Origin of the sequence: Coprobacter secundus subsp. similis, from assembly GCF_015097275.1 — a bacterium.
In the GTDB taxonomy this organism is placed as follows: Bacteria; Bacteroidota; Bacteroidia; order Bacteroidales; family Coprobacteraceae; genus Coprobacter; species Coprobacter secundus.
On record NZ_AP023322.1, the window covers coordinates 1,140,268 to 1,165,220 of the forward strand.

21 protein-coding genes and 1 tRNA gene are annotated in these 24,953 nt (G+C 37.8%); 13 read left to right on the forward strand and 9 right to left on the reverse strand.

Going from position 1 to position 24,953, the window contains the following annotated elements:
- Positions 1 to 17: 17 nt before the first annotated feature.
- Together Cop2CBH44_RS04475 and Cop2CBH44_RS04480 are read right to left on the reverse strand one after the other, a co-directional pair.
- The gene (locus Cop2CBH44_RS04475) at positions 18 to 2,432 is read right to left on the reverse strand and encodes a TonB-dependent receptor (protein ID WP_021929457.1); all 2,415 of its coding nucleotides are present in this window, start codon (positions 2,430 to 2,432) and stop codon (positions 18 to 20) included.
- Between the two features lie 254 nt (positions 2,433 to 2,686).
- On the reverse strand, positions 2,687 to 3,712 hold the full coding sequence (locus Cop2CBH44_RS04480) for an endonuclease/exonuclease/phosphatase family protein (RefSeq protein ID WP_021929458.1): 1,026 nt from the start codon (positions 3,710 to 3,712) through the stop codon (positions 2,687 to 2,689).
- Positions 3,713 to 3,988: 276 nt separating this feature from the next.
- On the opposite strand from Cop2CBH44_RS04480, the gene Cop2CBH44_RS04485 reads away from it, so the two are divergent.
- The 9 genes from Cop2CBH44_RS04485 to Cop2CBH44_RS04525 all read left to right on the forward strand — a co-directional run bounded on the left by Cop2CBH44_RS04485 (position 3,989) and on the right by Cop2CBH44_RS04525 (position 12,731).
- Positions 3,989 to 4,516, forward strand: a complete 528-nt coding sequence (locus tag Cop2CBH44_RS04485) for a nitroreductase family protein (protein ID WP_021929459.1) — start codon at positions 3,989 to 3,991, stop codon at positions 4,514 to 4,516.
- A 13-nt stretch (positions 4,517 to 4,529) separates the two neighbouring features.
- On the forward strand, positions 4,530 to 5,318 hold the full coding sequence (locus tag Cop2CBH44_RS04490; protein WP_021929460.1) for a Rossmann-like and DUF2520 domain-containing protein: 789 nt from the start codon (positions 4,530 to 4,532) through the stop codon (positions 5,316 to 5,318).
- On the forward strand, positions 5,299 to 5,820 hold the full coding sequence (locus Cop2CBH44_RS04495) for a KdsC family phosphatase (RefSeq protein WP_021929461.1): 522 nt from the start codon (positions 5,299 to 5,301) through the stop codon (positions 5,818 to 5,820). The genes Cop2CBH44_RS04490 and Cop2CBH44_RS04495 overlap by 20 nt, the downstream gene beginning before the upstream one ends.
- Before the next feature lie 19 nt (positions 5,821 to 5,839).
- Positions 5,840 to 6,421, forward strand: coding sequence for a Maf-like protein (locus Cop2CBH44_RS04500; RefSeq protein WP_021929462.1), 582 nt, complete (start codon positions 5,840 to 5,842; stop codon positions 6,419 to 6,421).
- Between the two features lie 289 nt (positions 6,422 to 6,710).
- A complete protein-coding gene (gene ileS / locus Cop2CBH44_RS04505; protein WP_021929463.1) occupies positions 6,711 to 10,130 on the forward strand; it encodes an isoleucine--tRNA ligase in 3,420 nt (1,139 codons plus the stop codon).
- Positions 10,131 to 10,274: 144 nt separating this feature from the next.
- Positions 10,275 to 10,655, forward strand: coding sequence for a TraR/DksA family transcriptional regulator (locus Cop2CBH44_RS04510; RefSeq protein WP_021929464.1), 381 nt, complete (start codon positions 10,275 to 10,277; stop codon positions 10,653 to 10,655).
- Between the two features lie 138 nt (positions 10,656 to 10,793).
- Positions 10,794 to 11,420: a lipoprotein signal peptidase gene (locus Cop2CBH44_RS04515; protein ID WP_021929465.1), complete on the forward strand. Its 627-nt coding sequence runs from the start codon at positions 10,794 to 10,796 to the stop codon at positions 11,418 to 11,420.
- A gap of 50 nt (positions 11,421 to 11,470) precedes the next feature.
- Positions 11,471 to 12,307 carry a DUF4296 domain-containing protein gene (locus Cop2CBH44_RS04520; RefSeq protein ID WP_021929466.1) on the forward strand — a complete coding sequence of 279 codons (837 nt, stop codon included), beginning with the start codon at positions 11,471 to 11,473 and terminating at the stop codon, positions 12,305 to 12,307.
- Positions 12,308 to 12,338: 31 nt separating this feature from the next.
- The gene (locus tag Cop2CBH44_RS04525; RefSeq protein ID WP_021929467.1) at positions 12,339 to 12,731 is read left to right on the forward strand and encodes a hypothetical protein; all 393 of its coding nucleotides are present in this window, start codon (positions 12,339 to 12,341) and stop codon (positions 12,729 to 12,731) included.
- 194 nt (positions 12,732 to 12,925) lie between these two features.
- Here the strand turns inward: Cop2CBH44_RS04525 and Cop2CBH44_RS04530 are convergent, their stop codons facing one another.
- Positions 12,926 to 13,690, reverse strand: a complete 765-nt coding sequence (locus Cop2CBH44_RS04530) for an RNA methyltransferase (protein WP_200755626.1) — start codon at positions 13,688 to 13,690, stop codon at positions 12,926 to 12,928.
- Positions 13,691 to 13,906: 216 nt separating this feature from the next.
- Between Cop2CBH44_RS04530 and nfo the strand changes: the two genes are divergently transcribed.
- From nfo to Cop2CBH44_RS04550, 4 genes are all read left to right on the forward strand, one after another.
- Entirely contained in the window at positions 13,907 to 14,743 is an 837-nt protein-coding gene (nfo, locus tag Cop2CBH44_RS04535; protein WP_021929470.1) for a deoxyribonuclease IV, read from the forward strand.
- Between the two features lie 97 nt (positions 14,744 to 14,840).
- Positions 14,841 to 15,968: an SGNH/GDSL hydrolase family protein gene (locus Cop2CBH44_RS04540; RefSeq protein WP_021929471.1), complete on the forward strand. Its 1,128-nt coding sequence runs from the start codon at positions 14,841 to 14,843 to the stop codon at positions 15,966 to 15,968.
- A 141-nt stretch (positions 15,969 to 16,109) separates the two neighbouring features.
- Positions 16,110 to 17,168: a threonine aldolase family protein gene (locus tag Cop2CBH44_RS04545; protein ID WP_021929472.1), complete on the forward strand. Its 1,059-nt coding sequence runs from the start codon at positions 16,110 to 16,112 to the stop codon at positions 17,166 to 17,168.
- A 133-nt stretch (positions 17,169 to 17,301) separates the two neighbouring features.
- A complete protein-coding gene (locus Cop2CBH44_RS04550) occupies positions 17,302 to 17,571 on the forward strand; it encodes a hypothetical protein (RefSeq protein WP_021929473.1) in 270 nt (89 codons plus the stop codon).
- Between the two features lie 204 nt (positions 17,572 to 17,775).
- On the opposite strand, the gene Cop2CBH44_RS04555 is transcribed toward Cop2CBH44_RS04550, so the two are convergent.
- The 6 genes from Cop2CBH44_RS04555 to Cop2CBH44_RS04580 all read right to left on the reverse strand — a co-directional run bounded on the left by Cop2CBH44_RS04555 (position 17,776) and on the right by Cop2CBH44_RS04580 (position 24,945).
- Positions 17,776 to 18,834 carry a class I fructose-bisphosphate aldolase gene (locus tag Cop2CBH44_RS04555; protein WP_021929474.1) on the reverse strand — a complete coding sequence of 353 codons (1,059 nt, stop codon included), beginning with the start codon at positions 18,832 to 18,834 and terminating at the stop codon, positions 17,776 to 17,778.
- Positions 18,835 to 18,979: 145 nt separating this feature from the next.
- Positions 18,980 to 20,485, reverse strand: a complete 1,506-nt coding sequence (locus Cop2CBH44_RS04560) for a calcineurin-like phosphoesterase C-terminal domain-containing protein (protein ID WP_021929475.1) — start codon at positions 20,483 to 20,485, stop codon at positions 18,980 to 18,982.
- A 113-nt stretch (positions 20,486 to 20,598) separates the two neighbouring features.
- Positions 20,599 to 22,158, reverse strand: a complete 1,560-nt coding sequence (locus tag Cop2CBH44_RS04565) for a sulfatase family protein (RefSeq protein ID WP_021929476.1) — start codon at positions 22,156 to 22,158, stop codon at positions 20,599 to 20,601.
- 537 nt (positions 22,159 to 22,695) lie between these two features.
- Positions 22,696 to 22,768 (reverse strand) — tRNA-Lys (locus tag Cop2CBH44_RS04570).
- Between the two features lie 79 nt (positions 22,769 to 22,847).
- Positions 22,848 to 23,651 carry an MBL fold metallo-hydrolase gene (locus tag Cop2CBH44_RS04575; protein WP_044230149.1) on the reverse strand — a complete coding sequence of 268 codons (804 nt, stop codon included), beginning with the start codon at positions 23,649 to 23,651 and terminating at the stop codon, positions 22,848 to 22,850.
- Between the two features lie 424 nt (positions 23,652 to 24,075).
- Positions 24,076 to 24,945: an outer membrane beta-barrel protein gene (locus tag Cop2CBH44_RS04580; RefSeq protein WP_021929478.1), complete on the reverse strand. Its 870-nt coding sequence runs from the start codon at positions 24,943 to 24,945 to the stop codon at positions 24,076 to 24,078.
- Between the last annotated feature and the right edge of the window lie 8 nt (positions 24,946 to 24,953).

A 24,953-nucleotide genomic window follows, 5' to 3' on the forward strand; every position in this document is an offset into this window, starting at 1 on the left:
TTATCGAAACATCTACATTAAAATTCTGCAGAAAGCCTAAGATTAAATTGTCTCATTGTCAAATAGTTAGGCACGGCATATTGATTACTATACACATCAGTCACCCAATAATAAGAATTCACATTACTGATATTCAACAAATTAAATATGTCTAATCCAATCCAAATACTCTTAAAATGACGGAAAAATCCACGTCTCATAATACGGTCTTCACCTCCTACCAACAAACGTGAGGCACCTATATCCACACGACGATAAGGTGTTGTTCTAAAATATCCCGCTTGTCGTCCCAACTTAGGTGCTCCAATAGGTAATCCATCAGACCATATAGCCCTCAAATTAAATTTATATTTCGGAAAACGAGGTACATAATCCTGGAAAAACAACGCTATGCTATACCGCTGTTCAGTAGGTCGAGGTACCCATTTCCCATTTATTTTCTCCTGAGTCTTCATCAATGAAAAACTAAGCCAAGAATCTGTTCCGGGAACAAATTGACCAAACAATTTCATATCCAGTCCCGCAGCATATCCCTTCGATTCATTTCTCCCAGAATACCATATCTTCACATTATCTACCTCATAAGGTATAAGATTGTCTAACTTTTTATAATAAAGTTCAGCCGTAAATTTAAAAGGTCGGTCGACCGCCCTGAATGAAAAATCCTGTCCCAGCACAAAATGGATAGAACGTTGCGATTTTATATTTCTATTAAGAGCAACTATAAGATTGTTCCGTTCATCACGAACAGTATCACGAAATTCCTTATAAAAAGGAGCCTGATAATAAATCCCTGTTGCAAAACGCAGTGTCAGTCGCTCCTCCCGTGCCGGAATAAACCCTACCGAGGCCCGGGGACTAACAATACACTCTTTATTAAAATCCCAAAATGAAGCCCGTATTCCTCCTGTAAAAGTAAACAACCCTACATCTTTACGCAAACGGTATGTATCCTGGACGTATGCAGATATACGATTTGTTTGCATATCCTGTTTCGAATTCAAGTTTGAAATCAACTCCAAACTATGCTCCAAATTAGGCAATGAATACCCGGCAGAATCCCTCATCTCCCATTCTCTCACCCTATCAGTAATTTTTTCCATCTGATAATTGAGTCCCCATTTTATATCATTTTGTCGAATACGAGTTACCCCTTTTAATGCTATAGACATCACTCCGGCATTCAATCTATTACGGGCATGTTCATGATAAGTACCCACCCCTAAAGTCCCGGCAGCCTCTGTTTCCGTAACCTCTCCCGACATATCAAGCTCGTCCAACCAATATTGCCCTGATATATCATAACGAACGATTTCATTCGTAACAAAAGCAGACGCCAACAATGAAAAAGCAGTATTTTTATTTTTAAAATAATCCAAAGATAAAGCTCCAAAAAAAGACTGGAACTTATCTTTTTCCTGACCGTCAAAATAAACTTTAAATTGAGCGGCATTAGACGATGTTCCGAATTTTGTTGTACGTTCCTGTGGGGTAAACTTATAAGTATTGTTCGAGACATTTCCCAAAAAAGACAATTTCCATTGAGGAGAAAACTTGTAGGCAATCAAGGTCTGATAATCGAAAAAAGAAGGTTTATACTCCCCTTTAGTATCCAAAGAACTCAATAACGTTGAATTGGTTTTAAATCGGAACCCATGCAATTGCGAAAATTTAGATGTACTCTGTCCCACAGAAGCACTTGCACCTAAAAAGCTGGCGGCAACAGCACCCTCAAACGCTTCCGGCTGTTTGTATGTAATATCCAGCACCGAAGACATCTTGTCTCCATATTCGGCAGAATATCCTCCCGAAGAAAAACCTATACTACCCACTAAATCCGGATTAATAAAACTCAACCCCTCTTGTTGGCCCGAACGAACAGTCAATGGCCGATAAACCTCTATACCATTTACATACACAATATTTTCATCAAAATTCCCTCCTCTAACCGAATACTGCGAACTCAATTCATTACTCGAATTCACCCCTGCCATTGTTGTCAACATTGCTTCGATACTCCCTCCCGTTGCATCAGGCATCAGTTTCAAATCTTTAGAATCGATACGCTGTAAAGTACTCGTCTGCTTACGATGCTCTGTCACTACAACTTCTTTTATTGTACGATCTATCGTATAAAGACGCACATTCATCATCATGTCCTGCTTCGGAGAAAGAAGCGTTTTTCGTTCAGTTCGATATCCCAAGCACGAATATATAACGACAACCGTATCAGCCGGTGCCACATATATCTCATAATTACCCTTCAAATCGGTCATTGTGCCTTGAGTCGTTCCCTCAATCCTAATGCTCGCCAATTCTATTCCCTCATTATTTGCATCAATCACTCTCCCCGAAAGTTTTACCTTTTTCTGGGCATGAAGGACAGAGCCACAAAGCAGGAACAAAATTAGTATATACAATTTAGAGTTCATTCAATTCCAATATACAATACATTTTATATTAACGCAAAAATTCAGATTTCCGTATATTTTTCAGAAGAAACCATACAATTTTGTTATTTTATCCAAACTTCAAATCATCATCGCTACATAATCAAAACATCAGACCGGCCCCTCACCTTATCACTGCAACATAATGCCAACAAAAATTACCTCCAATAAGTCAAAATACAACTCTCGGAGGTAATTCTCGATAAACAAATTCTGAATCTCACAACTTGATTATATCATTGTATCTGAAATTCCGCAATCACCCCTTTATGGTCAGTAGGCCAGACACCAATAGGAGCGATAAAATTATCAAGAGAATTTTCCGGAACCCGCTGCCCTTTACGAATGCAACCATTCGGCCCGTACAAAGCGACATCAGATAACGCCAACCCCTCTGCCGGATAATAAAAAATATAATCCACCCGCTCACGTTCATCAGCCTCCGGAGCCCATAACAGCTTATTGATATCAATATCTTTACAATCTGCCGGATAAGTATACCCAGGATATTTCACAGGATCCGGATACAAAGTACGATACGCATCCTGATATCCATTTTCTGCCAACAATGTAGTCACGGTCCAAGGTATTACCAATCCATGATGATCGGCACTATCTTTCGTTGCCTCCGTCCAATCTTGATGAGAAGGTTCATTAAAATCTCCTCCAATAAATATCAAACGACCTTTTTCTCTTTCTTTTGCAGCATCATCTAAAAACTGGCGGATAGCATCATCCCGCTGAGATGCCACATTCTTTCTCAATATACTATCTATATCCGTCAAAGGAGCCTCCATTTTTGCCCAATTATCTCCATCATATCCCCGTACATCATAATAAGCGCAATTGCGATAATCCAAATGTGCAGTATACACAGCAACCTCCCGCCCGTCCATATCGGCAACTAACTTATAAATACTGCCATGGTCTTCATTTTCCGGAAAAACAGTAGCACTGTCTATTATAGGATATTTACTCAAAAGACCCGAATCATAACTGTAAAATGAATAATAAGTTTTCCCTTTTTCTTTTAACGACGCAGTTATCCGGTCACAAAAACGGGTTCCATCATAATTACGCACTTCACTCAACATCACAAAATCCGCATCTGTCCGGGCCAGCTCATCAACTAAAGCATCATAGCCACCTTTGACCATCGTTCCTTCTTGCCAAACATTCAATTGTAAAAACTTCACTGTTTGCTTCCTATTACACCCCAAGCACAATACAAAAACAACAGATAACAATACCAACTTTCTCATCTATATTCATTATTTAATTTTATACTTCCAACAGACAGTAAAAGTATAAAAAAATTGTAACAAACACTCAATATTAGTCAAATCTGTCCCAAAAAACAGAAAAATATCCAACTCTCAAAATAATTATAATATTCCAAAGGAAAATAGAACAAGCGTTTCCACCCTCTAAATAAGAAATCAAATATTTTATCTCCCACCAAAATTAAAACCACATTTTATAGTTATCCGAAAAAATCAGTACATTTGCTAACATAACACTTATAAGATATTTATCGTATGAAAACATTCCATGAATTGCTAAAATCCCGTAGAAGTATACGAAAATATACCGATGAAGCATTATCTCCGGAAGATGTAAGGCTTATACTCGAAGCAGCTTTAATGGCTCCATCCTCCAAACGGTCGACCGGATGGGAATTTATCGTAATAGAAGAAAAGGAAAAATTGGAAAAACTATCCTATTGCAAAGAATTCGGAGCCAAACCTATCGCAGGAGCAGCAATGGCCGTTGTCGTACTCGCAGACCCTCTAAAAAGTGATGTTTGGATCGAAGACGCATCAATAGCCTCAATACTCATGCAACTACAAGCAGAAGATTTAGGATTAGGGAGCTGTTGGATACAAATAAGAAATAGGCTGACTGAAAATGGACAATCTGCAGAAGATTACATCCGAGAAATGTTAGGTATCCCCTATCAGATACAAGTACTATCAGTCATTACATTTGGCCACAAAAACGAAGAACGTAAACCCTTTGATGAAGAGAAGACGATGTGGGAAAAAGTTCATATAGACAAATGGTAAATCAAAAAAAACAATGGTAAAAGTCATTTTTATAGGAGCCGGAAATTTAGCGACACATCTGTCTGTCGCCATGCAAAACAAACAATATGAGATTATACAAGTTTTTAGCCGTAGTAATGAATCAGCATCCCAATTAGGCCAAGTACTCGGGGTTCCATATACCACAGATATCACATCTGTAAAAGACAACGCCGACCTGTACATATTTTCTTTGAAAGATACAGCCCTAAAAGAAACCGTTGCCCGTCTAAAACCCAATACCGCATTATGGGTACATACTGCAGGCAGCGTGCCAATGAACATATTCGAGGGATATATCCGACGATATGGAGTACTATATCCGCTACAAACCTTCAGTAAAACCCGCAGTATAGATATATCAACTACCCCCTTTTTTATTGAAGCATCTGCACCTGAAGACTTAAAATTGCTATCCGATATTGCCCATAGCTTAGCAACAAAAGTGACAATAACAACATCCGAACAAAGAAAATACTTACATTTATCGGCCGTTTTTGCATGCAATTTTACCAACCACATGTACGCCATTGCCAACAATATATTAAAGCAACAAGGGCTCTCTTTTGACGTTTTATTACCTCTTATTGACGAAACAGCAACAAAAATACACGAAATGAATCCCATAAAGGCTCAGACAGGCCCCGCTGTACGATACGATGAAAATGTGATGCAAGCCCAACAAGAATTGTTATCTGACAGCATAGAAAAAGAAATATATCATCTAATCAGTAAAAATATACATAAATTCAGCCAAACAGACCATGAGCAGAATAAACTATGATTTGACCCGAATAAAAGCTTTTGTCTTTGACGTTGACGGAGTATTATCAGCCGATATGGTCCCGTTACACCCGAACGGGGAACCTATGCGAATGGTGAACATTAAAGATGGTTACGCTTTACAACTTGCCGTAAGGTTAGGCTATATCGTAGCCATTATTACAGGAGGAAGAACCGATGCCGTCAGAAAACGCTTTGAAGCTTTAGGCATTCCTTATATCTATATGGGTGCAAGCGTAAAAATGAACGAATACAAAAATCTAATACAAGAAACCGGCCTAAAGCCAGAAGAGATTATGTACATGGGCGATGATATCCCTGATTACGAAGTAATGCGACAAGTCGGACTACCTGCATGCCCTGCAGATGCATCACCTGAAATCAAAGCAATATCAACTTATATATCCTATAAAAACGGAGGTTGCGGATGCGGGCGCGATGTCATAGAACAAGTCCTGAAAGCCCAAAACAAGTGGATGGCCGATGAAGCTTTCGGATGGTAACCAAAAAAAATGAAATACTATGCTTTCTCACTTAGAAAAATACGATATACTGTTAGCCAGCAATTCCCCTCGCAGGCGTGAACTTTTGAGCGGTCTGGGCATTAATTACCGAGTCACTTCTCTGCCCGATGTAGATGAATCGTACCCTAATACACTCCAAGGTGAAAACATTCCGCTTTTTATTTCAAAATTAAAATCAAAAGCATACCGTTTTAAAATGAAAAAAAATACACTCCTTATTACTGCCGATACCATCGTTTGGCTTGATGGAAAAGTGTACGGAAAACCTTCGGATGAATCCGACGCCAAACGCATGCTGAAAAATTTATCAGGAAAAACACACCAGGTAATTACAGGAGTAACCATTTGCACTCAAGAAAAAGAAGTTTCTTTCGCAGTAACATCCGATGTTTCCTTTTCCGAACTATCAGACGAAGAAATCGAGTATTATGTAAACCATTACCATCCTTTAGACAAAGCTGGAGCTTACGGTATACAAGAGTGGATTGGTTACATCGGTGTATGCAAACTCCAAGGATCTTATTTCAACGTGATGGGACTCCCTGTCCAAAGGTTATATCAAGAACTAAAACAATTTTAAAACAAAACCGACAAGATTTAAATTTCAATACCAATCCTCCATCCCTTATCCGTTTTTTTTAATTCCCCATGAATAGGCAAATCAGAAAGATATCTTCTTTAAACAAATCGGTAAGGATTGGAGAATGCCTTAATATTTTATATACGGTAAAAATAATTTCAACACCCCAAACTTCCCCCACACAAATTTAAACCGGTCTTATTATTTAATGATTATCGTTTTTCTATATTTCATTCATTTTTCGTACCTTCGTGGCAATTTTTAAAAGAAACTATATTTTTAATCAGATATGAGCAAGAAATTTAACGAATATTCTCACTTCGACTTATCAGAGGTAAACAAAGAAGTGCTGAAAAAATGGGACGAAAATGATGTATTCCACAAGAGTTTGGAAACACGAGAAGGATGCCCCTCATTCGTATTCTACGAAGGGCCTCCCTCGGCTAACGGAATGCCGGGTATTCATCATGTAATGGCTCGATCGATTAAAGATATTTTTTGTCGTTACAAAACGATGAAAGGTTTTCATGTAAAACGAAAAGCCGGATGGGATACCCATGGACTTCCTGTTGAACTTGGAGTAGAAAAAGCTTTGGGCATTACTAAAGAAGATATAGGAAAATCCATTTCGGTTGCCGATTACAATGCCGCTTGCCGGAAAGATGTCATGAAATACACCCATGAATGGGAAGATTTAACACATAAAATGGGATACTGGGTCGACATGAAAGACCCATATATTACATATGACAACCGCTATATCGAAACTCTTTGGTGGCTGCTGAAGCAACTCTATAACAAAGGGCTTTTGTATAAAGGATATACTATCCAACCCTATTCTCCGGCAGCAGGGACAGGATTAAGTACCCATGAACTGAACCAGCCGGGATGTTATAGAGACGTAAAAGACACTACTTGTGTAGCACAATTTCACATGAAAAATCCAAAACCTGAAATGACAGCTTTTGGAGAAGCCTACTTCTTGGCATGGACCACCACCCCATGGACCTTGCCGTCGAATACAGCTTTATGTGTAGGGCCAAATATAACTTATGTTTTAGTACAAAGTTACAACCCGTATACCGGAGCTCCTATCAGCGTTATTGTTGCCAAAGAACTCGTATCTTCATTATTTAATGTCAAAGCTGCCGATTTGCCCCTTGACAACTATAAACCCGGCGATAAACTAATACCGTATAAAATTGTAGCCGAATATACCGGAAACGATTTGATAGGTATGGAATATGAGCCGTTATTACCTTGGGTAAATCCGGGTGAAGGCGCGTTTCGCGTCATTCCGGGAGACTACGTCTCCACTGAAGACGGTACAGGCATTGTACACATTGCTCCCACTTTCGGGGCCGATGATAATAGAGTTGCCAAAGCAGCCGGTATCCCTCCTATGATGATGATAGACAAAGAAGGAAACCAGCGGCCTATGGTAGATATGACGGGGAAATTCTACAAAATAGAAGACCTTGACCCTGAATTTGTAAAAAAATACGTAAATGTAGACCTTTACAAAGAATATGCCGGACGGTATGTAAAAAATGCTTACGACAGTACTCTCAAAGAAAATGACCCCAGCCTCGATATAGATATAAGTGTCTTACTAAAACAAACAAATAAAGCTTTCAAAATAGAAAAGCATATACACAGTTATCCCCATTGCTGGCGTACAGACAAACCGGTATTATACTATCCATTAGATAGCTGGTTTATCCGTACGACCGCTTGTCGAGAACGTATGATAGAGCTCAACAATACTATCAACTGGAAACCCCAATCTACCGGAAGCGGCCGTTTTGGCAAATGGTTGGAAAATTTGCAAGATTGGAATCTATCTCGAAGCCGTTACTGGGGTACACCTTTACCTATCTGGCGTACAGAAGACGGTTCTGAAGAAATTTGTATCGGCTCGGTCGAGGAATTATACAACGAAATAGAAAAAGCCATCAAAGCCGGCTATATGAAAGAAAATCCATATAAAGGATTTATCCCAGGAGAATATACAGCTGAGAATTACAACAAGATAGATTTGCATCGCCCCTATGTCGATGATATTGTTTTAATTTCAAAATCAGGCAAACCAATGAAGCGCGAGAGTGACCTTATCGATGTCTGGTTCGATTCTGGAGCAATGCCATATGCACAAATACATTACCCATTCGAAAATAAAGAAGTTTTTGATAAACGGGAAGTATACCCGGCCGATTTCATTGCTGAAGGCGTAGACCAAACTCGCGGCTGGTTCTTTACCTTACATGCATTGGGAACAATGATATTTGACAGTGTAGCTTACAAAGCTGTTGTTTCCAACGGACTTGTTCTCGACAAAAATGGGAACAAAATGTCTAAACGATTAGGAAACGCTGTAGATCCCTTCTCCACCATCGAAAAATACGGTTCAGACCCATTACGATGGTATATGATAACAAACGCCTCACCATGGGACAATCTAAAATTTGACCTGGACGGTATAGAAGAAGTCCGCCGTAAATTTTTTGGGACACTTTACAATACCTATTCATTCTTTGCTTTATATGCTAACGTCGACGGATTCAATTATAAAGAAAAAGATATTCCAGTAGAGAAACGTCCGGAGATAGACCGTTGGATACTTTCCCTATTAAACACTCTTGTCAAAGAAGTAGACGAACATTACAATTCTTACGAGCCCACCCGTGCTGGACGAGCCATCTCAGATTTTGTCAATGACAATTTGAGCAACTGGTATGTGCGCCTAAACCGGAAACGTTTTTGGGGTGGAGAAATGAATGAAGACAAATTATCAGCATATCAGACTTTATATACGTGTCTCGAAACTGTTGCTCTGCTCATGGCACCCATCGCCCCGTTCTTCTCGGACAGACTTTTCACCGATTTGACAACTGCGACAGGACGTGCCGATAAATCAGTACATTTATGTAACTTTCCTACTCTACATGAAGAAATCATAGATAAGGAACTTGAAGAGCGGATGCATATTGCTCAAGATATTACTTCTATGGTACTGGCCTTACGCCGTAAAGTCAACATAAAAGTACGTCAGCCCCTGACAACCCTTATGATACCCATCCTTGACGAGTATCAAAAAGAACATATCGAGGCTGTACAGGAATTGATATTAAATGAAGTAAATGTAAAAAATCTGAAATTTGTCGATAACGCGGCAGGTATATTAGTAAAACGTATCAAACCCGATTTCAAAAAACTGGGACCGAAATACGGTAAAATAATGAAACAACTTGCAACTGCGATAGCTGCGATGAGCCAAGACGATATCCTTCGTTTTGAAACAGAAGGAAATTTCTTATTTGATATCAACGGACAACATGCAGTTATAGAAACTTCCGATGTCGAAATAATATCAGAAGACATTCCCGGCTGGTTAGTGGCCAATGAAGGCAAACTGACTGTAGCATTGGATGTCACAGTCACCGATGATCTAAAAAGAGAAGGTATTGCTCGTGAGTTGGTAAACCGTATACAAAATATACGTAAATCAAGCGGATTCGATATCACAGATAAAATAAATATCAGAATATCTTCCAATGAAGAAACTGATGCCGCTGTGGAAGAATACAAGACTTACATAGCAAAACAGGTTTTAGCAAATTCAATAGAGATAACCGAAAAATTAGATAGAGATATCAACGAATTGGATTTTGAAAACTTCAAATTAAAAGTTTCAATTGTTAAAGCCTAAAAATCTTCGATAATGAAGCTATTAATTTTTGTATATTAGACTAATTTATTTACATTCGCACTATAAACAAAACAAAGGTTATAATAGTTATATGAAATAAATATTTTAGAATTTTTATACAGAACCTCTCAAAAACTCAACACTATGAGCACAAAAACACGATATTCGGATGCGGAATTAGAAGAGTTTCGAGCAATCATCAAAGAAAAACTCGAAAAAGCTTACCGCGATTATGATTTGCTGAAAAGTGCAATCATGAATACTGACGGAAACGATACTTCGGATACGTCACCGACATTTAAAGTATTAGAAGAAGGCGCCTCAACTCTTTCGAAAGAAGAAGCAGGTCAGTTAGCCCAGCGTCAGATGAAGTTCATACAACATCTGCAAGCTGCTATGGTTCGAATCGAAAATAAAACATACGGCATCTGCCGCGAAACAGGTGAATTGATTCCCAAAGAAAGATTACGGGCCGTACCGCATGCTACATTGAGTATCAATGCCAAAGAAAAAGGCCAGAAGTAAAATGCCTTCTTAGAAAATAAAATAACAATTCGATACCAGTATTTCACGATACAGGAATCGAATTGTTGTTATAAAGAGCTATAATATGCCGGCATCATAGCTCAAAAGCCATTATGCACAAGAGGAATACATTATCATATGAAACTTACAAAAGGTAAAATTGCCATTTTAGTTATTTTTTTAGTATTACTTGTAGACCAAACAAGTAAAATATGGGTCAAGACACATATGTATTTAGGGGAAGATATACGTATTACCAATTGGTTCTATATCTTATTTGTAGAAAATAATGGAATGGCCTTCGGTATCGAGATTATCAGTAAGTTATTTCTCAGCCTATTTCGTATAATAGCAGTCTTGTTCATCTCTTATTATCTATTCAAACTAGTACACCAAAAAAAAGAAACAAAAACCGGATACATCGTTTGTATATCATTGATATTGGCCGGTGCGGCAGGAAATATTATAGACAGCATTTTCTATGGCATTATATTTGATGCTCCACCTGCACCCTTTATTGCTACACTGTTCCCGGAAGGAGGCGGATATGGAACACTATTTCATGGGAAAGTCGTAGATATGTTATATTTTCCATTATTCCATTTCTATTGGCCCGACTGGGTTCCCGGAATCGGAGGAGAATTATTTGAATTTTTCCGCCCCGTATTCAATATTGCAGATTCGGCCATATCGGTAGGGGTTATATTAGTACTCTTATTTTATCGCCGCTATTTATCAACTGACGAAGAAAAAGAGAAAAAATAAAAAATACAGATAATTACGACAAAATTACCATCGCAAATTAGACAGATTCAATGAAAACATCGTTTCACATATTAGTATGTCTGATAATAAATACCCTATTTATAGCTTGTGATCATACACCAGATTATATACTAAAAGAGAAACAGATGGAAGACTTATTAGTCGATATACACAAATCCGAAGCCCTGATAGAGACCGAATATGAAAAATTCAACACTTCAGAAAAAAAAGAAGCATTAAGGGAATCTGTATTTCGAAAACACAACACCAATAAAGCCCAATTTGATACTTCACTCATGTGGTACGGGCGGAATCTCGAAAAATACGTCGATATATACGGCAAAGTCATTGAACGGCTAAGGACACAAGAAAAACAAGTAAGCGGACTTATAACAGACAATAATTCACAGCCCCTGTCTCGGCCGGGTGACAGCATAAATATCTGGAGGAGAGATAACTTTTTTATTTTTGAACCTCATGCCGGTCGGCAAGTTTTTACTTTCGAAATCAATTCAGACGAAAATACACGAGAACAAGACATATTCGTTTTAAAATTAAAATTCGGTATGTTGCCTAAACAACATATCAACTATCCCAAAGTAATATTGGCCCTTAAACAACAAAACGATTCTATCAGGTTTACTTCCACCGATATCCGTCACGACGGGCCCGTCAGTTTAATGATTACCTCAGACAAAGGAACAAAAGCATCAAGGATATTCGGTAGTGTCATCGTACCCTCTGAGCCCAGCCGGGCAACAATGTATATCGATAGTATATCCCTAATGAGAATACGATATAAAGAAGGTATCATACCCAAAACCTCTGAAAAGATTCCACCTTCCCTACATAATGTAGAGAAAAAAGATTCCATAAAAAATAAGTAGCCCTATAACTTGAGATAACACCATTAAGAAGATGAAAAAAGGATATTTCTCCCACCAAATTTGTTATAAAAGTTTGCTATTAAACAAACATATCCTTTATCTCTCTTCTGATGATAATACCATTTTATCGATACTCCCTTTTCAGCAAGAAGTATCTTTAACTACATTTTGTGAAGGCGTCCTGTTTGTCGTTATTCCTGAATTTGAAGAAAAAGAGCAAATATTCATTGATATTCTCAAAAAACAATTAGATACAAATCTAAAACTGACTGTGGGAAATGCAATTCTCAATAATCCTATTTATATTGATTACACGGCATCAGAAGGTAAAAAATGCTTGCTCTATTCTGTAACTTCTGTCAACTGGTCAACCGAACGTCCTTCTCAACCGGGAAATATAGAAATAATAAAAATTAAAGTATGACAGATTGCCATCCTCCCCTCCCCCAAAGAGAAAACCCTCACCGGCCCAATATCCCAAGACAAAAACAAACATCCAATCCTCCCTATCCTCAAAAGGAGCCGGCCGTATATGATAATAAAAATATACTCCGTAGCAAAAAATTCCTTCTATCGAAAACTTAAAAACAAATTCTAAGAAAATATATTTTCAATCATTTATTTCCCAATCGACCTTCTCCGGAATTCAGCACAAACGATAGCTGTCGCTACCGCAACATTCAAAGACTCTGTAGTCTGCCGGAAAGGAGGATAATTAGGCAAATATAGCCGTTTACTTATATATTTTTCCAATGACGACGAGATACCGTTCCCCTCATTACCCATGAGTACAAATCCATTCTGCGTCAATTCCTGTTCATATATATTTTCCCCGTCAAGAAACGTACCATATACGGGCAATTTTGAAAACTGCCCAAATAACTCGACTAAAGGTAAATAAAAAACTTTTACACGTGCCAATGCTCCCATAGTAGCCTGCACGGTCTTCGGATTATAAACATCAACACACTCAGGTGAACAAAAAACATTTTCAATGCCAAACCAATCTGCCAGACGAATGATCGTCCCCAAATTCCCAGGATCCTGTATCGTATCCAAAACAAGCGACAACGACGTAGATACGAGATTATAGTCCATATGCCTATCTGGCATACGGTACACAGCCATAACCGACTGCGGTGAACGCAGCAATGAAGCCCGCTCAATCTCTTCCTGCCCGGCAATAAGTATCTCGTCAGCCTCGGCCCCGGCGTGAGCAGCCAACCACTCTTCTGTAGCGACCAACAACTCACAATGAAAAGCAGATAAAGTATCTCCCACCAATTTATTACCTTCAGCAAGAAAACACCCTGTAGCCATCCGATTTTTTTTCTGAGATAACGACTGTATATATTTTATTTTATTTTTACTCAGCATACTCATTTTTTATCAAACAAAAATAACAGAAATTATCCGATACAAAAAATATGTTATGAATATCATTATTCTCATTTTCCTCAAACACCCAAAATATAACACTTCTTTTTCCCTTTCCTGCCATAAATATCTCTTTCCCGCAAATAAAACTTCTTGAAGAATGCACAACAAATACCGCAATAATCACTAAATTTGTACAAATATCAGCTAAAAACGAACTATATGAAATACATAGGAGCGCACGTAAGTACATCCGGAGGAGTAGAGAATGCTCCGGAAAATGCCCAGAAAATCGGAGCCAGAGCATTTGCCCTATTTACAAAAAATCAGCGACAATGGAAATCGTCTCCACTCTCAGATAATAGTATCGAATTATTTAAACAACGATGCCAATCACTGAACTTTTCACCTCAACATATACTACCCCATGACAGCTACCTAATCAATTTAGGACATCCCGAAAATGAAGCTCTGAAAAAATCAAGAGAAGCCTTCCTTGACGAAATGCGACGATGCCAACAACTTGGATTACAAATGCTCAATTTCCACCCGGGCAGTCATTTAAAACAAATTTCAGTGGAAGAGTGCTTAAATCGTGTAGCAGAATCAATAAATTTGACATTGGATAAAACCAATGGTGTGACAGCTGTCATCGAAAATACCGCCGGACAAGGTTCAAATATAGGATACAAATTCGAGCACCTTGCCTACATTATTAATCGTGTTGAAGATAAAAGCCGTGTAGGCGTATGTATAGATACATGCCATACATTTGCCGGAGGATATGATATTGCTACAGCTGAGGGATTTGAAAAAACATTTCGGGAATTTGATGAAACTATCGGGTTCAAATATCTCAGAGCAATGCACCTCAACGATTCTAAAAAAGGTGTAGGGTCACATATTGACCGCCATGAAAGTTTAGGCAAAGGAGAATTGGGTACGACACTATTCAGACTATTGATGCAAGACAGCAGATTCGACAATATTCCTCTTATTTTAGAAACGCCAAATGAAGATATATGGGCTAAAGAAATCAGCTGGTTATATAGTTTATAAAGGAAATGATACATATCGAACCTTTTTTGTTACACTCAAGCCCATTATACTCACTTATAGCATTTAGCTTTGTCCCAAACAATCTAAATGCTATAAAATGAAAAATACAGAAAAATTCTTATCAAGGATTCACTGCCACAGACCTATTCTTTATTTTCTTGCCATCCTATTCTTCTTCACAACCAACAGCTGTTCATCCGCACCCGTAATATCTCCGGAAAATGCCATTATCCCAGAAACACCCGAAGATACCAACACCCCAGAAATAAAAACTCCAGGAGATGGAAACATCACCGATAAAAATATCTTATATGTAGGACGGTGGGATAAAAGTGATAATACAGTATTTCACAGTTACTGGACAGGAGCTTATTTAAGAGTCAACTTTACAGGAAAGTCTATTGGAATAAAATTGCGTTCAAACACTTCCTTAGTTGTCAGTATTGACGGAGAAACTCCCCGAGCTGTAGTAGGCCAGTCTGGAATTACACTCTTGAATACAACTACCCTATCAGAAGGAACTCATACTTTATTAGTAGGCTCGGCAGGGCAAAACTATGAAGTTGAATTCGAAGGTCTCGTCCTCGACAAAAACGCCGTAACTTATCCCCCCGACAAAAAGCTACTGATCGAATATATCGGCGATTCCATCACAGCTTTCGGAGGCTCGGATAATACACCTACCGTAAACTATGCCTGGCAGACTGCCGAACTTCTGGGCTGCGACCATACTCAAATTTCTTTCAGCGGGCTCTCACTCTCCTCCGGATATGGTTGCCTTGATACCAAAATCGGTATGGATTCCCTTTATTTCAATCTAAAAAATTATAACCATATACACGAGCGCCCTGTAATTCCCTGGAATTTCAGTTATACCCCCGATATTGTATTTATCTTTTTAGGGACAAATGATGAATGTGGGCAAGCACCGGAAGAAGTTGTTTCTCTAAATAGTCGCAATATGATTTACAAAATACGACAAAAATTCAACGATGCCGAGATATTCGTAATGCGTCCTTTCAAGGGAATTTATGAAAATGCCCTATCTTCTGCCGTAAGACGGCTAAACTCAATGGGAGATGAAAAAATACATTTCATCGATACTACAGGATGGCTTTCCGAAAGTGACTTTTCAGACGGTACACATCCTAATGAAACCGGAACCAGCAAAATTATAAACAAATTAGTACCTACTTTAAAACCTTTTGTCAAAAACAATTTCTAAAGATTACCATTAAAATATTGGCTTGCTAAAATATCGAAGTTATACCAAAATTTTTCATAAAAATACAATTTTCTTTGCGTCATTAGCTATATCTTTGCAATGGATTTAAAATAAACCTGATTATACAAGAAAAAAATCGACATGAGAAGTTTTGCCAGTGACAATAACTCCGGAATACATCCTTTGGTTTTAAAGGCTATTGAAGATGCCAATAAAGATCACGCAATGGGATATGGCGAAGATGAATGGACCAACAGAGCTGTAACACTTATCAAAGAAGTATTCGGTCCCAAAGCCGACCCATATTTTGTTTTTAACGGTACAGGAGCCAACTCAGTAGCTTTAAGAGCTTGCACTCGTACATTCAATTCTATTATTGCCGCAGAATCGGCCCATATATTCATGGACGAATGCGGAGCCCCTGTATTCCAAACAGGATGCCAGATAAAAGAAATTGTAACTCGTGACGGGAAATTAACTCCTGAACTAATTCGTGAAAAACTGGTAGGTTTCGGGGCCGTACATCAATCTCAGCCGAAGGTCGTATATATATCAGAATGCACTGAATACGGGACTGTATACACACCCAAAGAAATAAAAGCTATTGCTGACCTGATACACAAATACGGTATGTACTTACACGTTGACGGAGCTCGTCTGGCAAATGCTGCTGCTTATTTGGGCGTAACACTCAAAGAATTGACAGCCGATTGCGACGTCGACATCCTTAGTTTTGGAGGTACGAAAAACGGAATGATGTTAGGAGAAGCGGTAATCTCATTCCGGCCGGAACTTTCTGAGAACATGAAATACATACGGAAACAATCTGGACAATTATATTCTAAAATGAGATATACTTCCTGCCAATTCCTTCCGTATTTGACCAATGAATTATGGCGAAAAAATGCTTTACACGCTAACAAGATGGCCCAATTATTGGTAAAAGGAATACGAGAAATATGCGACGTCGAGTTTTCTCAAAAAGTAGAAGCCAATATCGTATTGATGTGTATGCCTCGGAAAGTAATAGAAAAATTACAACAAAAATATGTATTCTATATCTGGAACGAAATTACTGACGAAATGCGTTTAGTAACTTCTTTCGACACAACCCCCGAAGATGTTCATAGTTTCCTGGAAGATTTGAAAGATGCATTGAAAGAATTTCCACTAAAATTTACGGTCAATTCCGAAAAATAAACATATAAAACAAAAACCAGGACATTTTCCTGGTTTTTCATTTTTATTAAATAATGATTTGTTATCTAATCCATTGAACTTTCTTTCCTCAATGATGGTTATCTTTATAAGATAACTATAAAAACAAACCATTATGGAAGAAAATTGGTTGATACATAGCAACGAACTTCACCTGATAGAAACAAGTGAAATTCATAAAGCTATAGAAAAAATGATAGACAGATTAGGCATAGCAGCCGGTTCTACCGACGGATTCGATTTATATAAAGTAATCGAAACCTACTTCAAGGATCTCGATAAACGCCATCAAATAAATAAATTATTAAGGATACCGGATAAAAACACGTATCATGCCGAAGAAATAATTGAAGAAGAAATCATAAAAAACGAAATTAACGGATAATAGTAATCCCACATTTTCAGGTGTGTTGTTTAACACACCTTTTTTATCATCAATAAACACACAAAATTGTGGATAGTTCCTTTTTAGACACTGTCCATAAAAATATCATTATCCTTTTTCAATCTTACTATTACAAACCATTCCCTCCCCAAAAGAATATTTTGACTATTCTTTTTGAGAGGGAATAATTCTCCTTCACTTTTTCTATGCTATCGTAATATCCTTATCAAGATATACATCTTGAATAGTATTCAGCAGTTCTATACCTTCTTTCATCGGACGTTGGAATGCCTTACGGCCACTGATAAGTCCCATACCACCGGCCCGTTTGTTTACAACGGCAGTCACCACAGCGTCTTTCATATCAGACGCACCCAAAGATTCGCCTCCTGAGTTTATAAGACCAACACGCCCCATGTACCCATTCACAATTTGATAACGGCACATATCTATTGGATGTACTGACGACAGTTCTGTATACATGCGCTTATCGCTCTTTCCGAAACCAAGATTCACAAATCCGCCATTATTAGCCGGTAATTTTTGTTTCACAATATCAGCTTTAATAGTCACTCCCAAATGGTTGGCCTGCCCGGTCAAATCTGCAGAAGCATGGTAATCCACATCATCTTTCTTAAATGCTTCATTCCGTAAATAACACCACAAAATCGTAACCATACCTAACTCATGAGCATATTCGAATGCTTCGGCCACCTCTATTATTTGGCGGCGACTTTCTTCTGACCCAAAATATATTGTCGCCCCAACTGCCACGGCCCCCATATTCCAAGCCTCTTTTACTGAACCAAACATTATCTGATTGTAAGTATTGGGATAACTTAACAGTTCATTATGATTAAGCTTTACAATAAAAGGTATTTTATGAGCATACTTTCTCGCTACAGAACCTAAAACGCCAAATGTTGAAGCCACAGCATTACACCCTCCCTCAACGGCCAAACGAATTATATTCTCCGGATCAAAATATAGTGGATTAGGAGCAAATGACGCCCCCGCAGTATGCTCTATACCTTGGTCTACTGGTAATATAGAAAGATACCCTGTGCCTGCCAATCGACCATGATTAAGCAAAATCTGGAAATTATTCAATGTCGGAGTATTCCTGTCTGATTGTACCCAGACCTTGTCAACGACATCAGGCGATGGTAGATGAAGAAGAGATTTATCAATGGTTTTACACGTATAATCGAGATAATGACTAGCCTCATCTCCTAACAAATCGACTATTTTTTTTGTACTCATATATTCAATTTTTTATTGATTCTAAGCCCCTACGACAGACGCTTAGAATCAATCATAATATTACTATGTATATATACAAGTACAAAAATGAAAATGTTCAACAAATAAATATTTTTTATCTTTTTACCTTTATCTCTTATTGCATCTACTCTTTTACAAAAGACAGAGACCCGGTCACATCAAGGCCATATTTATCATAAGCTTTTATCTTTACAAAATGAGTACCAGGCGTTAAAACATCTGGATATTCTATTTTCCATATATGAGGAGATTTTTGTCGACGTAAAACTGCACGACGGCTATATTTCGTAGGATAACCGGCTGTTTTATTCCAATACAACATGCGGCTTACATTAGGGGCAATCATCGAAACATGTTGCATCGTATTCCAAGTCCCATTATCAAGCTGAATTCTCACCTCTGTACTATCACATCCGCCATACACATTTACTATTATCGTATTCGTTTTCAGCGTATCCAGGCCCGGTATCTTACCATCAATAGAATCCAATCCATTTACCCATATATCCATTTGACGATTCGAATCAAGACCTACACCTTTGAATTTAATATCATACCCTACCCTGTCAAAATCTAATGTAAAGTATCCCCTGGGGCTTCCACATTGCATTATGGCTGCAGGAATTCCCATCCAATCCCGCTCACCGACCCACCAACTTCCACAAGTAGCACCGACACCTAACTCATGTATACGGACATGATCACCAACCATAAAATGGCGGGCTATCTGATGAGTATGTCCTGATAGCACCAATACATCACCTCTACCGGCCAGTAGGCCAAGGATTTGTTCTTTTTGAAGTGTATACATCATAGGTATATGTTGGCATATCACTATACGATTTTGCCTGGGCACCAATTTCAAATCATTTTTCAAGAAACGTATTTGTTTATCATTATAACCTCCATTATACCCCCTTTGTCCATCAGGAAAAATATTATTAATAACAATGAAATGAATACCTCCACGATTGAACGAATAAGTTGCTGCACCAAAATAAGTATTAAAAACAGATTCCTGTTTTTCCGGTTCATGAGTCAAATCCCTATCATGGTTTCCTAATACAGTCCACGACGGAGTAGGTATCACTCTCATCATGCCATACATATTTTTTAAATAAGGAAAAGGCTCATTTACTATATCTCCAAGATGAATACTAAAATCTATATCTCGACGTTCTGCCAATTCAGAGAGTATCGTAGCTCCCGCATAATTTTCTTCCGAATATTTTCCTACCTGCATGTCTCCGACTGCCGCTACTCTAAAAGATGGAGCAACAACTATTCTGGAAAGTGCAAAATCTACTCTGTTCCTTGCCGGTACATCTCCTGCCGGAAAATAAACATAATGGGAATTTTCTATTTGTTCATTTGTAGTTGTCAACGTATATTCCGACGGCAATATGGGAAAAACACTCTCTCCAGAAAATACCGTCAACGAATACTCCCCATTCCGATTGGTCATCACAATGGTATCACCATTCGATACAGGTATGCCCCTCAAGACGGGCTCACCCTTATCATATTTTCCATTTTGATTTTTATCCCAATATACTCTCCCCGTTACAATCGATTGTGCCACTGACATCCCTGGTAAAAAAAATAACAAACAAATAATCCACTCCTTCATATCTTACTTTTTATACTAAATGAGAATATATAAAACTTCTAATATTCAAAGTGCACCCCAAAAGTCCAAGTTTTAACTTTTGAAGTGCACTTCATAAATCATTTTCAAACACTCTATTTTACGACTGTCGTTCTCTGCTGCTCGTCAGCAATAACCTTTTGCATCTGCTCCAATATGGCAGGATGTGTCTTGGCCAGATTTTCAGTTTCCCCAGGGTCTTTCATCATATTATACAACTGCGGTTGCGGGTTGTTTCCCAATTCCATCTTAGTATATTGTTCAATAGCCGGGCCACCATTGGGTTGTATATACTTCCATCCATCAGCCGATACTACCGAAAGATTATTATTCAACGATTGTTCTATAACATAGTCTCTGCCTCTAAGGTCTTTACCAAGCCATGCCTCTATCTGATTTCGACTGTCAGGAGCCACACTATCAGGTAATTGTATACCGATAAGAGAAGCCAAAGAAGCAAACCAATCAATCTGCGACACCAATGCCCCAGAGACCCCGGATTCCACCCTTTGAGGCCAACGCACGATACAAGGCACTCGAGTCCCGGCTTCGAACGAACTATATTTTCCTCCTCTATACGGTCCCCATGGTTTATGGTCACCCAACAGTTCCCAAGCCTTGTCAGCATAACCGTCATCCACCACAGGCCCATTATCACTTGAAAGAATAATCAAAGTATTGTCTGCGATATTAAGACTATCTAACAAATCCAAAACTTTTCCTACAGTATAATCAAACTCTAATATAGCATCTCCACGCGGGCCTAATCCACTTTTTCCAACAAAACGGGGATGAGGAACTCTCGGAACATGAATATCGTTTGTACCTAAATACAAAAAAAAGGGATGTTGCTTATTTTGCCCAATAAATTGTAACGCGTTTACCAATATACTATCACCTATAGTCTCATCCTTCCACCGCGCAGAATGACCTCCTTTCATATAACCGATACGAGGTATTCCGCTAATAATAGACTGGTTATGCCCATGATTGGGACTGGGCCTCATCACGGTTGCAAGTTCAGGATTTGTCATATAAGTAGGTTCTCCCGGAAATGGTGTCGTATAGCTTACCTCAATAGGGTCGTCAGGAGAAAGATTTACAACTTTTCCATCACGCATCCATACGCAAGGTACCCTGTCTCCTGTAGCCGCCATTATATAAGAATAATCAAAACCTATATCTTTCGGACCTGGAGTTACTGTTCCATTCCAATCTTGTGTACCAGCTTTATCTCCTAAACCTAAATGCCACTTTCCGACAACACCAGTTACATAGCCTGCCTGCTTAAACATATCAGCTATAGTTGTCCGTTCAGGACGTATAATCATACCGGCATCACCTGCCGCAATCCCTGTCCCTTCACGCCTCCAGGCATATTCACCTGTTAACATTGAATAGCGTGACGGGGTACTGGTAGCAGCTGTCGCATGAGCATTCGTAAAACGAATACCATCTTTTGCTAAACGATCCACATTCGGAGTTTCTACGGTGGCATATCCATTACAACTAAAATCACCATATCCAATATCATCAGCATAAATAAATATAACATTGGGCAACTCTTGTGATGTGTTTTTCTTTTCTCCTTTGCATCCTATAAATGCTAATAACGCCATAGACGGCCAAATTCCGTTTCTAACAAAATGTTTCATCAGGCTTTGTTTTTAGATTTGAGTATATATACCTTACACTATACGATTCCCAATTTTGTTCTTCCCCTTTATCTATCTTAAAAGCTCTAAATTTACTAAATTATTTTTTATTTACCTACAATATACTACACTATATATTTTCCTATTTTCGCCAAACTACCCCTGCAATTATTTATTATCAATTTATATTTTTTATTTTTTTTCTTATATGTTTTCTAAATATTTAGATATAAAACTGTTATTGTATAATATCCTTTTTTTTATCTAAAATAATTACAATCCACCTAAATTTATCGAGAAAAAACTAATTACCTTCTCACAACATTTCGTTCCTTCCCTGCTCAAATAAACTACCATTCGTTCTATTTTATCCCTCCTCCACCTACAATTTCACATATTATACCAAACTGTAAATACAACATTCTGTTTCCCTCTGTACCGGTCTTGTTGCTTATGTATAGATATTATTTAACTCAATACTTAAAATAAAAAAAGAGTATAACCTAATTAATTCAGTTATACTCTCTTTAACTTTTGTGACCCCGGAGGGGATCGAACCCTCGACCCAATGATTAAGAGTCATTTGCTCTACCAGCTGAGCTACGGAGTCATTACCTCTCAGTTGCGGTTGCAAAAGTAATGCTTTTTATGAAACCAGCAAAAGATTTTTATAAAAAATCAAAGAAAAATTATTCAAATTCATAATACTCGGACGCATGATTTCTCTTTAAAGCTATCAGTTGTACATCCTTTCCTACCCGAATACCCTGCTGATACAAACTATATTCTACAGTTTTATAAGCTAACTCAGGATGATTATTTTCTCGACTTAAATGGCACAGAAATATATAACGCAGATGTTCGTTTATATTATTTGCTAAAAATTCGGCTGTCGCAGCATTGCTCATATGACCGTGATCATTAAATATCCTTTTTTTCAAATAATAAGGATAAGAGCCTTGCTGTAACATTTCTTCATCATAATTGGCCTCTATCACCAAATAATTAGCCTGGCACAAATATCTCGCTACTCGCTCTGTAATATGTCCCAAATCTGTCGCAAAAGCAAAATTATGATTTCCATATCGGACAAAATACCCGACATTATCACTCCCATCATGAGGGACCTCAAAAGCAGTAATTACAAAATCACACAATGCAAACTCGACTTCCTTGTGTATTATCCGCCCAGCACTATATATTTTCTCAGACATACAATAACTACGGTTCATACCCGCCAGAATATCTGATGTCGTATACACTGGTATTCCATATTTCTCACCTAAACATCCCGCTGACTTTATGTGGTCAGCATGATCATGGGTAATAAGCAAACCTATAATTTTTTCAAATGCTATACTATTTTCTTTCAGTGTCTTCTTTATTGTGCGTATCCCTATACCAGCATCAATCAACAGTCCATATTCATTATTACCTAAATAATAACAATTTCCGCTACTTCCGCTGGCCAGACTCATAAAACGTAGGCTCATTCGTGGATATATTTTCAGCTTAAATTTTACAAAGATACCTTTTGTCATCTAAATACAGAAATTTACAACTATAAAGTTTAAGAGCTTATCTCTATTTTCTGATAAAAGTAATTTCTTGTTTCGGCTTACATTTCTTCGTCATATATCCCCGTCTTTCACTTTGGGATGAGGGAAAAGTGTACAATTTCCTTTCGAAACAAGAATAAAGGGGGTATATAACGATGAGAAATGCAGCCTGAATTGAGAAATTCTCAAGATGCTGTTAAGGAAAGTGAAATGTAACTCCAACGGAAATATTTAAGATGCTTACTGGATAAGGTAGTATATTCTGTTTTTCAATGGTCAATTTTAATTCTAATTTTCTTTTGAAGAAAAAGTTTTTTGAGATATTATCTCAAAAAACTTTTTCTTCAAAAAACAAATCTTATTTACTCAAATCAAATACAAAAGATAATTTTATCCCCGCTGCAATAGGAATCACTTTATCAACAAAATCAATAGCAACACCATCAGTACCGGTATATCTCGAATCCATAACACTCTTACAAACAAACTTTTCCGGAGATAAACTATTATAAGATACAAACATATTTCCAGGCTTCTCTTTATATATATTATTAACTCCATAATCTACATACACCCCTGTTTTAACAGCAATATTTTCTGATAACTTCCATTTCATTCCAAACTCTGCTGATACAATACAAGCTAATTTAAAATCAATATCTCCATCCGAATCACGTTTAAAGTTTCCAAAACCCAAAAATTCAGGGGAATCATATTCTACATTTTCATATTCATAAAATCCCGTATTTTTCAAATTTACGTTCTTCGCCTTAAAAGTAGATTTTACAGGAATTCCCAGCTTAACACCGACTCCTGCATAAAACATATCATTTGAAGTCCGATATCGAAACATAACCGGAATTTTAAACATCATTGTTTTTTGTTTCTCTTCATAATCAGTTATCTCAGAACGAAATATAAAATCACTCCCTTCAAAATCACGACTTCTGTAACTTATATCCATACGGTCGATCTTGCTTTTAGCATTATAAAATGATACTCCAAATCCCGTTCCTAACCCAAAACTTTTAGAGAAATAATATGTATAATCTAAACCAAAAGAACCTCCTAATCCATTTTTTACATCACCAAGAGAAGAATTATAATTTAAAGTTGATAAACCATAATCTCCGAAAACAGACAACTCATGGCCTTTTACATTTTGTGCATTTGCCGATAAAACACTTATAAGACCAGAACAAGCTAATATAATTATTTTCTTTTTCATTGTAACTC

Bases quoted from the DNA above. Each gene is read 5' to 3' on its own strand.
- Cop2CBH44_RS04515 (WP_021929465.1), top strand. From the start codon at position 10,794: ATGAAACTTACAAAAGGTAAAATTGCCATTTTAGTTATTTTTTTAGTA.
- Cop2CBH44_RS04485 (WP_021929459.1), top strand. From the start codon at position 3,989: ATGAAAACATTCCATGAATTGCTAAAATCCCGTAGAAGTATACGAAAA.
- Cop2CBH44_RS04580 (WP_021929478.1), bottom strand. From the start codon at position 24,945: ATGAAAAAGAAAATAATTATATTAGCTTGTTCTGGTCTTATAAGTGTT.
- Cop2CBH44_RS04545 (WP_021929472.1), top strand. From the start codon at position 16,110: ATGAGAAGTTTTGCCAGTGACAATAACTCCGGAATACATCCTTTGGTT.
- Cop2CBH44_RS04530 (WP_200755626.1), bottom strand. From the start codon at position 13,690: ATGAGTATGCTGAGTAAAAATAAAATAAAATATATACAGTCGTTATCT.
- Cop2CBH44_RS04525 (WP_021929467.1), top strand. From the start codon at position 12,339: ATGAAAAAAGGATATTTCTCCCACCAAATTTGTTATAAAAGTTTGCTA.
- Cop2CBH44_RS04510 (WP_021929464.1), top strand. From the start codon at position 10,275: ATGAGCACAAAAACACGATATTCGGATGCGGAATTAGAAGAGTTTCGA.
- Cop2CBH44_RS04520 (WP_021929466.1), top strand. From the start codon at position 11,471: ATGAAAACATCGTTTCACATATTAGTATGTCTGATAATAAATACCCTA.
- Cop2CBH44_RS04480 (WP_021929458.1), bottom strand. From the start codon at position 3,712: ATGAGAAAGTTGGTATTGTTATCTGTTGTTTTTGTATTGTGCTTGGGG.
- Cop2CBH44_RS04555 (WP_021929474.1), bottom strand. From the start codon at position 18,834: ATGAGTACAAAAAAAATAGTCGATTTGTTAGGAGATGAGGCTAGTCAT.
- nfo (WP_021929470.1), top strand. From the start codon at position 13,907: ATGAAATACATAGGAGCGCACGTAAGTACATCCGGAGGAGTAGAGAAT.
- Cop2CBH44_RS04500 (WP_021929462.1), top strand. From the start codon at position 5,840: ATGCTTTCTCACTTAGAAAAATACGATATACTGTTAGCCAGCAATTCC.
- Cop2CBH44_RS04575 (WP_044230149.1), bottom strand. From the start codon at position 23,651: ATGAGCCTACGTTTTATGAGTCTGGCCAGCGGAAGTAGCGGAAATTGT.
- ileS (WP_021929463.1), top strand. From the start codon at position 6,711: ATGAGCAAGAAATTTAACGAATATTCTCACTTCGACTTATCAGAGGTA.
- Cop2CBH44_RS04540 (WP_021929471.1), top strand. From the start codon at position 14,841: ATGAAAAATACAGAAAAATTCTTATCAAGGATTCACTGCCACAGACCT.
- Cop2CBH44_RS04565 (WP_021929476.1), bottom strand. From the start codon at position 22,158: ATGAAACATTTTGTTAGAAACGGAATTTGGCCGTCTATGGCGTTATTA.
- Cop2CBH44_RS04495 (WP_021929461.1), top strand. From the start codon at position 5,299: ATGAGCAGAATAAACTATGATTTGACCCGAATAAAAGCTTTTGTCTTT.
- Cop2CBH44_RS04550 (WP_021929473.1), top strand. From the start codon at position 17,302: ATGGAAGAAAATTGGTTGATACATAGCAACGAACTTCACCTGATAGAA.
- Cop2CBH44_RS04490 (WP_021929460.1), top strand. From the start codon at position 4,530: ATGGTAAAAGTCATTTTTATAGGAGCCGGAAATTTAGCGACACATCTG.
- Cop2CBH44_RS04560 (WP_021929475.1), bottom strand. From the start codon at position 20,485: ATGAAGGAGTGGATTATTTGTTTGTTATTTTTTTTACCAGGGATGTCA.
- Cop2CBH44_RS04475 (WP_021929457.1), bottom strand. From the start codon at position 2,432: ATGAACTCTAAATTGTATATACTAATTTTGTTCCTGCTTTGTGGCTCT.